A 14,262-nucleotide genomic window follows, 5' to 3' on the forward strand; every position below is an offset into this window, starting at 1 on the left:
GTGGCCACCTTTTTCTATTTTTGCGCCGATATTTTAAAATTCTCAAATCACTATCCATCAAAATAAACAAAAATGAGAAAAAAAGTTGTTGCCGGTAACTGGAAATGCAATACAACCTTACAGGAAGGTGTTGAATTAGCAAAAGCTGTAAGTGAACTGGTCGCTAAAGAAGGCGCCAAAGATGTTGTAGTTGTTTTAGGAACGCCTTTCACCCATCTGACAAAAGTTGTTGAAACTGTTGACTCCAACCGTATTGGCGTAGCTGCCCAAAATTGCGCAGCAGAAGCAAAAGGCGCTTTCACCGGCGAAGTTTCTGCGGCGATGGTCAAATCGACCGGCGCAGAGTTCGTGATTTTAGGCCATTCTGAAAGACGTGAATATTACGGCGAAACCAGCGAAATCCTGAATAAAAAGGTTGCCTTGGCATTGGCAAACGGATTAACCCCGATCTACTGCTGTGGCGAAGCCCTGGAAATCCGCAATGCCGGTACCCAAAACGATTTTGTGAAAACACAATTGGACGAAACGGTATTTCAGCTTTCTGCCGAAGATTTCTCGAAAATTATCATTGCTTACGAACCGATCTGGGCTATCGGAACAGGTGTTACTGCCAGCTCGGAACAAGCCCAGGAGATGTTGGCTTTTATCCGCGGACTGATTGCCGACAAATTTGGCGCTGCTGTAGCTGAAGAAACGTCAATCCTCTACGGCGGAAGCTGTAGCCCTAAAAATGCCAATGAATTATTTGCCAATCCCGATATCGACGGCGGATTGATTGGCGGAGCGTCGTTGAAAGCCGAAGATTTTCTGGCGATCATCAATGCCTATTAAAAAATATCATCAAAGTCACTTTTCAGGCGCAGAAAGAAAAAAATGGTGAATTCCGACTCCCGGGATTCACCATTTTTCTATATTTGCACCACGATTGCCTCTTTAGCTCAGCTGGTAGAGCAGCTCATTCGTAATGAGCAGGTCGCGGGTTCGAGTCCCGTGAGAGGCTCTCAATAAAAATCCCTTGCGGCCAATTGACTGCAAGGGATTTTCGTTTAATGATTTCCGGGGAACCGAAACAGTCCCGGGATCTTAAAGCTGATGATCAGGATTGTTAAGTTTTTCAGTAAATTACGACTAAAAATCAGGATTCAGGTTTTCCCATTTCACCTTCCAGTTCCCGTCTTTCGGGAATCCGGGATTTTCCGTTGTACAGCCTTCCCACCCCGCGCACATCAGCGCAATCGCTTTCAAAAAGCCGCCGTTTCCGGGAAGGTAAATACGCAACCGGTCATCCTGATAATTATGGCCATTCTTTAGATAAGTATTTTTTTGCACATCCTTCAGTAAGGCCTCCAGAGCCAGCTCAGGCTCATGCAAACGGGTGGCGCACATGGCAACCATCGGGTAATCCCAACCCCAGGTATGCGGCCAGTCCCATCTTTCCATAATCAATTTCAGGGTATTACGCATGGTCTCCTGATCAAGTTTTTCCCAATCGGGCAACATACCCAGGGCGCCCAATACCATCGGGTGGTCGCGCATGTTTTTCGGATCGGTATAAGAATCGGGCGCATTGCCGACTCCCATATAAAGACCATCGATAGCCAGCGGGGCCGCCAGTTTGCTGCGGACCTCTTCCCATTTCGGATCAGGATTTTGCCCAAGTCGTTCTTTCCACTGTTGGGCAACCGTCAGTCCCCAATACCAGTAAGCCAGTTCAAAGGGCGGATCAACGGTTGTTTCCTTGTTCCAGTGTTCCTGGGCCGGAATCAGCGGCGGCGCTAAGCGGTAAGTGTTTGTTTCCTCGTCGAAGGTGGCGAAATCGGCCATAAAATCGGCTGTAGCAAAAATCAGATCAGCAAATTCCTCCATCACTCCCGAAGCCGGATCAGACCGGTACAGTTGCTCCGCCAGGTAAATCAGGTGAGGTTGCTGCCAGATCAGGTAGGAGCCCACTGACGAAGGACTGTTGATGCCATCGGGGCCAACCATTTTGGGCCAGCGTACTCCTTTGTAGCCTTGCAACCGGGTAAATTCAAGAGATTGCGGGTAAATGTTTTTGTAATATTTCAATTGACCAGCCATTTGTCCCTGACGTTGCCAGTTATAAAAATGAGCGCTGTGCCACCAGATCATTTCGAGGTGGAACTTGCCGTACCAACTGTTAAACGTCAGCCCGGTTTCCTGCGGAGGTAAATTACCCGAGCCGTTAATTTTGGTGAGATATTGCGACAAAACCGTCCGTCGTTCCAGTTCATTCGCCCGCGGGTCGGTGCATCCCGAAAAATCAACCGCGCCGCCTGTACTCCAGAAACCGGCCCAATACGTTTCATTTTGAGACCGGGTAGATTCGAAACCAGGTAATTCGTCCATAACAGGTTCCGGTGAAAACAGGCAGCTAAATTCGAATCGGCTTTCAGATGATGCCGGCTCCAGTACAAACTGATGCTGACGGGGATTTTCAAGCTTCGCCTTGCCGTTCCAGCTTATTTTGGTCATATAATGATCGTCATCGAGCTGGCGGCGGATCAAAGCGGCGTTCGGGCCATCTTCTTCCAGGCTTGAAACATGCTTTTCGGGTGAATCCAGGTCATAACCCGCGTGGGTGTGTACCGCCGCCCCGTAAGGAAAGAGCCATTCCACCGCCAATTGGTTTGACTGAATGAAAGGCGATTCGATTTGAACCGAAATCAGGTCCTTCTCCTGATGGGCAAAAACCCGGACCTTCACCGGCGTCCCTTCAACCTCGAAATCACTGGCCAGTTCACCATTCCAGAGGTTTAACCGGTGTTTGGGCAACTGCACATCGTCGATGGTGATTTCGTTGCCGTCGGCTTTCCGGATAACCAGCCTGATCAAGCCCAAATGCAGCCGGTGAGGGTTCTCCCTGAAATAATTCACGGCTGCAACCGCTCTCTGCGAAGAGCGCAACTGACTCTGATAGGGAATTTTGCGGCCATTCACATCGTGATATTGAAAACTTTCGGAGATATCGAAACCCCCGGTATTGGGAGAAGTATGCCAGCCCCAGTTCGACATGGTACCCAACGACACGCCGGCCTCATACTCTTTGTAAAATGTTTGCAAGCCGGTAAAATCGGTCGTAAAGGCAAAGTTGCCGTTGCCGACCGACAAGGAGGCCAGCGGATCAAATTCTTCAATCAGCGGGTTATGACGGCTTACCAACGCATAGCGGTCAATGCCCTGCTCCGCTTTCCTGGGTTGACAGGAAGAGCCTGCCAGCATAATGAACACGACACAAATTGCGCACATGTTCCACCTATTGAATGATTTTGTCTGCATAAGTTGTTTTTTGAATTGAAAGTCAGGTTTCCTTCAAATATACAAGAAAAAAAGCCCGCAGATACCGGGGCAAAACATCGGAAAGTTAATTGAAGAATTCGGAAGGGGGACCCTTCGTCCGAATACGGTCAATCTGCGGATGTTTCCTACGGTATATGCGGACTTCAAAAAAATGATCAATATCCCGGGTTTTGTGCTATATCAGCCTGATTCCGGTCGATAGCCGTTTGCGGAATCGGACGAAGGAACTTGTAATTCCCGTCATCGCCTTTCATGTTTGACTCGCTGATTCCGTCTTCATTGTAGGCTACAACATATTCAATCAATTTATGGGTGCGTTTCAAATCAGTCCAGCGCACATACTCTCCTGCCATTTCACGGGCCCGCTCATCGAGGATGAAATCGATGGTCATATCGCCGGATGAGACAGCCATTGCCGCTTCAAAACCCGGCTTCACAGTTCCAGGCCGTAAACGCAGGGCGGTAATCATATTCGCGGCTTTATCGGGCTGGCCCGACATGACATAGGCTTCAGCAGCGATCAGATAAGCTTCGCCCAAACGGGCAACAACCACATCGTGCATACTGCATGTTGTGCTTCTGTTGCTAAGCGAGGTTTCGGAATAATCATCAAATTTTTTGATACACGGTACGCCGAAGTCCATATTCCGACGGTTGAAATAGCTTTCGGCAGCGCCGTTTGAAGGAGCAATACCTCCCTGGGCAATTGTTTTTGATATCAAGGTGTTTGCTTTGAGACCATAGGGGTCGTTTGCCTTCCATGCTGTAATATCGTCATCGGTTGCCCATGCCGGAGCATAGTAAATTTTTATAGGCGAAGTGTTCCGGGCGGTATAATAATCGAAATACCAGGTATGAAATTCCTGCATAAACGTTTGTTCGTAGCGCCCGTCTCCTTTGTGATAGAGTTGATGTAAACGCAAGAAAGGAGACAGATTACCGTCGATTGCTTTGTTCCGGGCATTTTCAGAACCACCCAGGTAGGCGCCAAATTGAGCTTGCTGATAGCTGCCGTCGCCGGAAGGATCTTCCACCGCCGAATAATCAAATTGAACAGACCAGAAAATCTCGGCATTATTTTCATTCTTAAAATCGAAAGCATTTTCAATCGATAAAGAGGGAGTTTCCCCGTTAATCGCCTGGAGGGCGTAAGTGGCTGCATTGGTGAAGTCGGACGCCTGCGCGATATTTTCTTCAAGCGATTCATACCCCTGACCATTTAACCAGGCCCGCGTAAGATATACTTTTGCCAGGAAGAAAGCAGCTGCCCGTTTGTTGGCGCGGCCTACCCCCGAAGCGCTTCTTTCGGGCAATGAAGAGTTTCCGGAAATGAGGTAAGTAAACTCATCAATAATAAACGAATAGATCGTTCCCAAACCGGTACGCTCATGGCTCATTTCGGCATAGTCGAACATTTTCGTATTTAGCGCTACTTCACCAAATTGCTGTACTAACTGAAAGTAGTACCAGGCGCGGATAAACCGGGCTTCGTCAATGTATTGTTTGCGCACGGACGATTCCTCGGTAGTTTCTCCGTAATGAATGACACTGTTAGCCAGCTGGATACCTTTATAACAGTTCTGATAAAAAGTCTGCACAATACCTTCGGTGGCTGTTAAAGCCCGGTAATGGTTCATGATCACCCCCTGCGATTTTCCGTCGCCGTAAATATCGGTCCCCGCCGAAAACAGGAGGGGTTGTATATTGTATAAATCTCTCAGAGATGAATAGGCAGCATTGGTTAAACTCTCAAAACCAGTAGATGTGGCATAAAAACCCGTCGTTGATTCACTGGAACGAATATCGGGCTCAAGAAAATCTGAACAACCGGTGAACAGGAGTATGGCAAATGCCATGATCAAATATTTTAGTTTCATATCTTAATCGTCTTTTGAGTTAGAATTTAACATTTACACCAATTTGATAGGTTCTGGAGCTAACACCGCCCGAACCATCACTAATTTCGGCGTCGGCCCATTCCGGGTCAAAACCTTTGTAATCGGTAAAGGTGAGTGGATTCAGCACGTTGAGGTAAACCCGGAAAGCCGAAATTTTCGCTTTGGAAGTCAGGCTCTTCGGCAGGGTGTAACCCAGGGTTATATTTTTCACTTTGACAAACGAATTGTCGACAAAATACTGACTGCCATCTTTGCTGTTAATCCAGAAAGATCCGGCTCCTGCATTATTCGCTCCCCCTGTCGGGAAAGGATAGGAACCATAATGAGTGCCGTTCTGAGAACTGATCGTCCCATTCTCTCCTAAAACAGGCGCCCCGTCGGGAATATAATAATCCATTTGAAGATGCTGTGTACCACGACTCGTGTAGCTGGCAAAATTTCCCATAAACGGGCTGTACACTTTACTTCCCTGCGACGTGTATATGCTAAAAGAAAAATCGAAGTTTTTATAATTGAGATTAGACATCAAACTCCCGGTCCAGGTTGGATTTACATGACCTTGAATGGTTTTGTCACTCGGGTCAATCGTCCCGGATCCGTCCACATCTTTAATTTTCATTTCCCCTTCATAAAACTTCGTCTTTTTCGTCGGATCGGCAGCAAATGCAGCTGCTTCTTCAGCGGTACAAACGCCGTCTAACACATAGCCGTAAACCACATCAATCGGCTGACCGATAAACCACCAGTTCCCGGTCAGGTCTTCCTTGCCTCCGTTTAATTCAAGAATCTCATTCTTGTTCCGGGCATAGGTGAAGGATGTGGTCCATGCAAAATCTTTTTTCCGGATATTGACTGTCGTTAGCTGGACTTCAACCCCCTGATTTTTCACTTTCCCTACATTGCTCCAAATGGAACCGGTTGACGAGCCCAGTTCAAAGGGCGTATCCATCTCCATTAACAAATCTTCAGATATTTTGTGATAAGCATCAACAGAACCGAACACCCGGTTGTCCCAAAGTCCGAAATCGATACCGAAGTTAATTTCGTTTGTTTTTTCCCAGGTAAGTTCAGAGTTTGTCAGGCTATAGCCGTAACCGTTGGCAATGGTGTTGCCAAAATTGTAATAATACTTGGTATCGGCCAAAGCGCGGGTGTCATACGGACCTACATGCGCGTTGTTTCCGGTAATACCATAACTGACGCGAAGTTTCAGGTTTGTTAACCAATGGGCTGCATCCATAAAACTTTCTTCGGACATACGCCAGGCCAAAGCCGCTGACGGGAACATCCCCCACTGGTTCTCTTTCTTGAATTTTGAACTGCCATCCCAGCGGCTGGAGATCGTGGCCAGATACCTTCCCTTATAATCATAATTCAAACGGGCAACATACGAAAGCATCGTAATTTTTTCGAAGTAACTACCTTGATTTTGAACAGTTCCGGATGAAAGATTATACCATTTTACATCAAAGGGCATGTCAACAACGGTCATGTTATTTCCTTCCATCGTTTGGCTGTAAACACTCACCAGCCCCAAGAGGTTAAAGTTGTGGTCGCCGATTTTTCTCAGGTAATTTGCCTGGGTATCCCAGGTGTACGAAAATACTTCGTCGCTGTTGTCTTCGGCATAATTCGTTTTACCACGCCTGTTTTCGGTATCAACGCCATAAAAAATACCATTATGCTCTTTCGTGTACATCGGGGAGAAAGTGGTCTTTAAAACAACATCTTTTACCGGTGTAAACTGCAAATAAGTATTTGCCATCACGTAGTATGCCCGAACATCGTCGGTTGAATTCAGGCGGTCGACAACCGGGTTTAGCGTCGACGTCGGACCCCCTCCGGCAGGATATACTGCTTCATCTTTCCCGGGTTGAAGAATTAATTCGCCGGCATGTTCGCCTTCCCAATAATAGGCAGGCATCACGGGCGTCATGTTAAATCCGGTTTGCACCGATCTTTGGCTGCCTCTGTTTTGAAGTGAGGTGGCTAAATTGGTATTAAAACCGACAGTTAGTTGATCCGAAATCCGGGAATCGAAACTGGCTTTCATATTCCAGCGCTCATAGTTATCATAAATCATTCCTTTTTCGGACTGGTAACCGACCCCGACACGGTAACTAATATCTTTGCCGTTTCCTGAAATATTGACAAAGTGGTTTTGCTGCTGTCCGTCTCTAAGGACAATATCGGTCCAGTCGGTGTAGTTCTTGTCGGCATAAAACTGCTTGATCACCGGGCTGTCGCCACCCCAGAAATTCCGAAAATTGGCTTCTGTCATGTTCCAGCTTGTAGCGCCGGTGGCAGCGTTCATCGAAGAACTCACATACCGGGAGAAACGATACTTCAGAAACTCATCGCCATCCATAAAATCGGGCATGTAAGCTGTTTTCTTCACCCCGAAATAGGCATCGTAGCTGACAATTGTTTTCGTTTTATCTGACAGATCGGTTCCCTTTTTTGTTGTAATCATCAATACACCGTTTGTGGCGCGCGATCCATAAATTGCCGTTGACGAAGCATCTTTCAGAACGTCGATTTTTTCAATATCCATCGGGTTCAGAAAGTTCATGTTGTCACACACGACACCGTCGATGACATATAAAGGTTCGCCACCCTGCATGGAGCTTTTCCCGCGGATCTGGATGCTAAATCCGTCGCCCGAACGACTGGAGACCTGTTGAATGTTAACACCGGCCACCTGTCCCTGCAATCCTTCCATCACCGAAGTGGATCCACGGGAAACAATGTCTTCTGATTTTACACTCCCGATTGAGCCGGTCAAGTCGCTTTTTTTCATGGTGCCATACCCAATCGCCACCACTTCTTCAATACCAATCGCATCTTCAACCAACACGACATGGATGCTTTGCCGGTTGTTCGATTGAATTTCCTGGGTTTTCATTCCTACAAATGAAAAAACCAGGACGGCATTTGAAGGCACATTGGTTAAGGTATAATTTCCGTCAAAATCGGTAATGGTACCAATAGTCGAACCTTTTACAATAACAGTAGCCCCGGGAACCGGTTCTCCGGCAGCATTCGTGACTTTTCCGGACAGGCCTTGCGGTTGCGTGCTGTGGATGAAATTCTTTGTCAGAACAACCTGGTTACCCATGATCGAATAACCAATGTCTTCTCCTGCAAACAATTGATCAAGGACTTCCGAAATCGTTTTGTCTTTGAGCTGTACGCTTACCCGGGATTCTACATCCACTTTTTCCTTATTATAAATGAATTTGTACGACGATTGATTTTCAATCTCCAGGAGGACCCGCTCGATGCTTGTATTATTCAGATCGATGGAAAGTTTGGCAGTTTGCGCGTAAGTACCGGTTGCCATTACCTGCACAATACTTAACAGAAACAAAAAAACAGACAGTTTCATTGTACGTAAAATTTTTTTTAGCGGCCAGTTTTCACCGGCCCGGCCAATTCGTTTTTTTTTCATAAATTTGAATTTTTAGTAGAGTTAAAATCATGTGGAAACTCGCTAATCAATTGGAAGGAAGTGTTTGCCGCACTTCCTTTTTTTGATCTTATATTTCAGGATATTTATTTCATAGGCATTTTCAGTTTTTAGGATTTTTTTGTAATGACAATCTTTCTTTTCGATAGCAGATCGTCCTCGCCGGCCGTCCGTTCGCTGATGATGTAATCAATGTCCATCGTCAGTTTCATGTAACGGAGGACTTCATCGATGCTCTCGTGTTGCATGATCGCCCGGAATTGCTGTGTCCGGCGTACATCTGCCTGAACTTCAATATCGACATGATAATACCGTGACAGTTTCCTGACAACTTCGTCGAGCTTATCATTCAAAAACATCAACTGACCTGATTTCCAGGACGTATAATTCTCAATATAAACATTGGATTTGCTTAACTGATGATTTACCCGGTTACAGATCAGCCTTTCCGACGGGAGCAACACCTGTTTAAACCGTTGTCCTTCGCCCGTAACTTCAACTTTGCCCGAAGCCACAACAACCTCCGAAATCGAATCGACTTCGTAGGCAACAACATTAAACGATGTTCCGAGAACCTTGATTTGCAGTGAAGTGGCATCGACAATAAAGGGAGATTGAGGATTTTTGACCACCTCGAAGAAAGCTTCGCCATCGAGAACAACTTTTCGCTCGGCCCCAAACTGAACCGGATACCGGATCAATGAGCCGCCGTTTAACCATCCGGTTGAACCGTCGGGCAACGAAAATTTAGTCCGGGAGCCGTAGGGCGAATGAACTTCGATAAAAGAAGCCGCATCCGAAACAACATCCTCGTTCTGAAGCATCAGATAAACCGACAGGATGAGGACCGGCAAAAGCAGAATGGCTGCCACCCGCGAATAAAATTGCCAGAGCAGGCTAAGCTTACTCGTTTTTGGAGCAGACTGAAGAAGTATCCGGTGATTGATTTTTTGGAGCAAGGGATTAAGATCCTTAGCTGGAGTTTTCCCGGAGCAGGAATTCCAGTATTCGTTCAACCCGGCATCCAACAGGCTGGTATATTGATCATCAGCAAAATATTCATCAACAATGGCCTTATCGTTCAGTGAAAATTTTCCGCTCAGATATTTCTTTAGGATGGTTGAATCAAATTTCATTTTCTTCGTCTTGCTTTACTGTTATATCCGCAAGAAAAGAAAACGTACTATGTCCGGTGAAAAAAAATGTCAACAGGTATAATCCGCCGGGCCACAGATCGTGTTTCGATGCCTCGGCGCGTAAGAATTTTTGGGCAGCCGCCAACTGGTTTTTTACAGTTTGTTCAGACAGGTTTAATTTCGCTGCAATTTCCGGGTTCTTTAAGCCCTGCTTCCTGCTTAAAATAAAAATTTCGCGCCGGGCCGGCGGAAGCAACTCAATGATCCGGTCGATATGCCCGAGCAGGTTCTTAAAATCGGCCGTGCTGACATCCGAACTGCTGCTAAACTTTAATTCCAGCGCCAGCTCCTGTTTGTACTTTTCTTCCTGCAGCTTTTTGCGGTAATATTTGCGGGCCATGTTTACGGCAATGGTAAACAGGTAGGCTTTAAGCGACAGGCCGGTATCCAGTTCTTTTCTTTTTTCCCATAACTTTAAAAAGACTTCCTGCACTGCTTCTTCCGCTTCATATTCATCTTTAAGTATGCCCGCGACAAACGAAAACAGCGACGGCCCGTATCGATGAAACAACCGGTCAAATGCCGCATGATCATCTCTTTTCACCGATGAAGCAAGTTGAAAATCTGATATTTTTAAATCTTCTTCCAAAAGACAATCCGATTGAGGAGGCACGGTTAATGTCGGTTTTATCGCTTAACGCGTAACAAATATAATCACTTCAATACCAAAATTCGTTCTGAAAAGCTGTCATGTACCGAAAATCGTTTTTGAAAAGAATCGGTCTCGCCAAGCAGGCTGTTTATTTATGGTGATGAACTCTTCGTTGAGTTGATTTGCTGCCTGTAACTTTCTCCTGAGTATGCTTTACATCGGGTTGGGACAATTTTATCAGAAACAGAAAACGTATTTGATAAAGTTGCTTAAATGCGACAGTTCATTTGTTCTCCTCTGTTATTCCCAATTCTTTCAGCCAGGCTTCGCAGAGGCTGGTCCACAGGTTGGTTGAGCCGGGATTGTTGCGCAAAGCGATGCTGTGCTCACCTTTTGGGAAAATATGCAAACACGACGACACGCCCGCTTTTTGCAGCGCTTCGAAATAGCGCAGGCTGTTCATCGGGTTCACCACGGGGTCGTTGGCGGCGCAGGTAATAAAAGCCGGCGACGTTTGGGCGGTTACGTTCAACTCGCCCGAAAACAGGGCTTCGAGCTTCTCATCGGCCGTTTTCCCCAACAGCGCATCGTGGCTTCCCTGGTGCGCATCCAGTTTCATACTGATGGCCCCGGAAACTATAATCTGAAAATCAGGCCTCACCGAAACGCTATCCAGCGAGTCGCCGATAGCGGCATAATCTGTCGTGAAGGTGGCCATATTCGCAGTTAAACCACCACCGGCCGAGCAGCCCATAACGCCTATCCGATCCGGGTTGATGCCCCAGTTCGGGGCGTGGGCGCGAACCAGTTTCAAGGCACGTTGCCCGTCAGTAACGGGGCCAAAAGCGGGCTCTTTCAAATCGGGCGAAGTGGGCAAACGGTAGAGCACCACAAAGGCGTTCACGCCAAAGGTGTTGAACCACTTGGCCAGCTGCAAACCGGCTATATTGTAAGCCATCTTTTGGTAGCCTCCCGGCGGGAAAATCAGCACGGCAGCCCCTGTATTTTCCTCTTTCGAGCTCAGAAAAACGGACATGCCGGGCACGTCAATCTGCGTTATCCGCTCCCGCTCTTCGATCCGTTCCAGTGTCAAACCCTTCGAATTAGGCATCTTCGCCCCGGGCCAAAGCGGCAGGTATTCCTGCGAAAACGAAAAAAAAGTATGGCTAAGCAACATCATGCCAAGCCATGCTTTTTTAATCATGTGATTTTGAATTGCCTGAATCTTTATCATTTTCAAACTTATTTTTCAAGTTTCGGCTGCTTCACATGGTCCAGAAAGTTTGTACCGAAAAGCACCTGGCTTTGGCTGATCTGCGTGAAAATATCGGCCGGAACCATTTGATAACAATTATGAACCAGCACCTGGCTGGAGGCGACAATCTCAATGACCGGCTGATTGTTCAAGGGTTTCCCGGAGCGGACATCGTTTAACACCACCTGGTGGCAATCGGCAAACGACAGGGATGGCCCTTCTTCCACAGCAATATCCACGTTCGAAAAATGCAGGTTCGTTCCCCGTTGGGCAATAAATCCCTGTTGGCCTTTCACGGCGATGTTGCTGAACGAGATTTCATTGACCGGCATTTCTTCAATCCCGGTCAATTCACCCACTTTTTGCACCCCAACGCCGGTTACATCGCTAATGTGGATGTTTCTGAAAATCGGGGTCCGCTCGGTCACCGGTTCTACCTGGGTACCTTTGTCGTAAAACAGGTCGAAAATAAACCCGATTTTACGGATATCGCGCATCACAATATTGCTGATCCGGATATTCTCGACCACACCACCGCGACCGCGGGCCGATTTTAAACGGATCCCATTGTCAGTCCCGTCAAACACGCAATTGGAGATGGTCACATTCTTTACGCCGCCCGACATTTCGCTTCCAATCACCACGCCCCCGTGCCGGGCCAGCATCACGCAGTTGGTCACCGTAATGTTTTCGCAAGGGCGGCCGTACTCGCGGCCGTATTCATCGCGGCCCGATTTGATGGTGATGCAATCGTCGCCCACGCTGATAAAACAGTCGGAAATGCGTACATTGCTGCACGACGAAGGGTTGATGCCATCGGTATTGTAACCGTCGTCGGGGTTGAAAATTGAAATCCCACTGATGCGGACATCGTTGCAGCCAACCGGGTTAACCGTCCAAAACGGCGAATTTTTAATCGTGATGCCTTCAATATTGATGTTTTCACATTCGATAAACTGAATAAAAGGCGGACGGAAGAATTGGTTTCGGCCGTATTTGCTGTCAACCAAATCCGGGTTTTCCTTCACCCATTGTTGCTGGTATTTATTAGGTTTGGAGACTTTACTGTTGCCCCGCACATCAATCATGATATCCATGATGGAAGTCCACCAAACTTTCCCGTTCCCGTCGATCGTCCCCTCGCCTTTGATGGCAATATTTTCGGCTCCAACCGCATAAATTAAAGGCGAAAAAGTCTTCATGAAAATCCCTTCGTAACGCACCCGCACATAAGGCAGGTAATCGTCAAAGTCGGGCGAAAACCGGACAAACGCGCCGGCTTCGAGCTCGAGGGTGATGTTGCTTTTTAGATGGATGGGCCCGGTGAGGTAGTTCCCGGCCGGAAAAAAGATTGTTCCCCCGCCGTCGGCTGCAGCCTGCTCAATGGCCTGATGAATGATGGATGTACATTTTTCAATGCCTTGTTTATCGGCTCCCATCTCCGCAAGGTTATAAACTTTGGCGCTTGAAATCAGCGCGGCCATTAAAATGATAAACAAAAGGGTCAACGTTTTCATATTTCGTTTTGTATAAATTGACAACCAATCAGTTTGCATCCGGTGTTATTGCCCATTCGGAACAGTAGTTGAAGAACTGCTCAAAGGTATAGTTCCGGATTTCTTTTTTGGTGAGCTGGTGCGACCATGCTACCCGCCCGGCTGTTTTCGCCCCGGGGCCGCTACTGTTGTATTCGGCATAAAAGCTGGTCATTTCCCGTTCGGGTTTTTCCCAGTTGTGCCAGCCTTCGGCGGCAATGTGGCTGCCCATCTCACAACCGATAAACACCGTACGGGCAAAGTCGCGCCACGGACGCCCCAGGTAAACTTTATCCACGCCCGGTTCGGCGGTCAGTTTGCAATTTCGGAACACATAGCCGAACGCGTTGCCTTGCGGGGTGCTGGCTGCCGTGATGTACGAGTTTTTCCGGCTGTGAATCCGGCAATCGTCGAACACGGCCGTGGCTGCCCCGAAAATAAAATCAGTGGTTCCCGAAATGAAGCAATCCCGGTAATACTGCCGGCTTTTTTGCCCCGCTGCATACAGGGTATCCTGGTTTCCCAGAATCCGGCAGTTCACCACCAGAAAATAATCTCCCTCCACATGCAGGGCCACGGCCTGCCCCACTTCGCCGGCCGAGTTTTCAACAGTCAGGTTTTCAAGGCGAATATGGTCTCCGGCCACTTTCAACGTGTAACTGTTGAAGGTGCCAATTCCGGGCTGCCCGGCGTGGTCGCCGTTGGTAATGATGGTATTCTCCCGGCTTTCTCCCCGCAAGGTGATGTTGGCATGAAACGAATCGACCAGCACCTTTTCGTGATAGGTCCGTTTTTGATGAAAATTTCTTTCTGTCCGGCAGGAAAAGCGCCGCAAGCTGTTACAGCTTCCTGGATACTGGAGTAATCGCCGCTGCCGTCGAGGGCAACCACCAGGGTCGTTTTGACCTGTGCATAGGCCGGCGCCAACAACAGCAGTCCGGCAAACAACATGATCATGATTTTATTAACGGATTTCATTGGTTCCTGTTTTCAAGTTTG

General features: G+C 47.5%; 10 protein-coding genes and 1 tRNA gene. 2 read left to right on the plus strand and 9 right to left on the minus strand.

The annotated features are described in order from the left end of the window. Positions 1-72: 72 nt before the first annotated feature. Together tpiA and ACOIT5_RS15885 are read left to right on the plus strand one after the other, a co-directional pair. On the plus strand, positions 73-831 hold the full coding sequence (gene tpiA, locus ACOIT5_RS15880) for a triose-phosphate isomerase (RefSeq protein ID WP_423127138.1): 759 nt from the start codon (positions 73-75) through the stop codon (positions 829-831). A gap of 96 nt (positions 832-927) precedes the next feature. After that, positions 928-1,000 (plus strand) — tRNA-Thr (locus tag ACOIT5_RS15885). Between the two features lie 128 nt (positions 1,001-1,128). Here ACOIT5_RS15885 and ACOIT5_RS15890 read toward each other — a convergent pair. From ACOIT5_RS15890 to ACOIT5_RS15930, 9 genes are all read right to left on the minus strand, one after another. Beyond that, positions 1,129-3,297, minus strand: coding sequence for a hypothetical protein (locus ACOIT5_RS15890; protein ID WP_423127139.1), 2,169 nt, complete (start codon positions 3,295-3,297; stop codon positions 1,129-1,131). Positions 3,298-3,473: 176 nt separating this feature from the next. Continuing rightward, positions 3,474-5,195 (minus strand): RagB/SusD family nutrient uptake outer membrane protein, encoded by a 1,722-nt coding sequence (locus ACOIT5_RS15895; RefSeq protein ID WP_423127140.1) that lies wholly within the window; start codon positions 5,193-5,195, stop codon positions 3,474-3,476. A 19-nt stretch (positions 5,196-5,214) separates the two neighbouring features. Further along, positions 5,215-8,667 carry a TonB-dependent receptor gene (locus ACOIT5_RS15900; RefSeq protein WP_423127141.1) on the minus strand — a complete coding sequence of 1,151 codons (3,453 nt, stop codon included), beginning with the start codon at positions 8,665-8,667 and terminating at the stop codon, positions 5,215-5,217. Between the two features lie 128 nt (positions 8,668-8,795). Beyond that, positions 8,796-9,821, minus strand: a complete 1,026-nt coding sequence (locus ACOIT5_RS15905) for a FecR family protein (RefSeq protein WP_423127142.1) — start codon at positions 9,819-9,821, stop codon at positions 8,796-8,798. Continuing rightward, on the minus strand, positions 9,811-10,470 hold the full coding sequence (locus tag ACOIT5_RS15910; protein ID WP_423127143.1) for an RNA polymerase sigma-70 factor: 660 nt from the start codon (positions 10,468-10,470) through the stop codon (positions 9,811-9,813). Before ACOIT5_RS15910 ends, ACOIT5_RS15905 begins: the two co-directional genes overlap by 11 nt. A gap of 286 nt (positions 10,471-10,756) precedes the next feature. Further along, positions 10,757-11,677 (minus strand): alpha/beta hydrolase, encoded by a 921-nt coding sequence (locus tag ACOIT5_RS15915; RefSeq protein WP_423127144.1) that lies wholly within the window; start codon positions 11,675-11,677, stop codon positions 10,757-10,759. Between the two features lie 38 nt (positions 11,678-11,715). Next, a complete protein-coding gene (locus ACOIT5_RS15920) occupies positions 11,716-13,245 on the minus strand; it encodes a glycoside hydrolase family 28 protein (RefSeq protein WP_423127145.1) in 1,530 nt (509 codons plus the stop codon). A 28-nt stretch (positions 13,246-13,273) separates the two neighbouring features. Next, positions 13,274-14,002 carry a pectinesterase family protein gene (locus ACOIT5_RS15925; protein WP_423130626.1) on the minus strand — a complete coding sequence of 243 codons (729 nt, stop codon included), beginning with the start codon at positions 14,000-14,002 and terminating at the stop codon, positions 13,274-13,276. Beyond that, positions 13,912-14,241 carry a hypothetical protein gene (locus ACOIT5_RS15930; protein ID WP_423127146.1) on the minus strand — a complete coding sequence of 110 codons (330 nt, stop codon included), beginning with the start codon at positions 14,239-14,241 and terminating at the stop codon, positions 13,912-13,914. Before ACOIT5_RS15930 ends, ACOIT5_RS15925 begins: the two co-directional genes overlap by 91 nt. Between the last annotated feature and the right edge of the window lie 21 nt (positions 14,242-14,262).

This window comes from Gaoshiqia hydrogeniformans, from assembly GCF_049347105.1.
GTDB lineage: Bacteria > Bacteroidota > Bacteroidia > Bacteroidales > Prolixibacteraceae > Gaoshiqia > Gaoshiqia hydrogeniformans.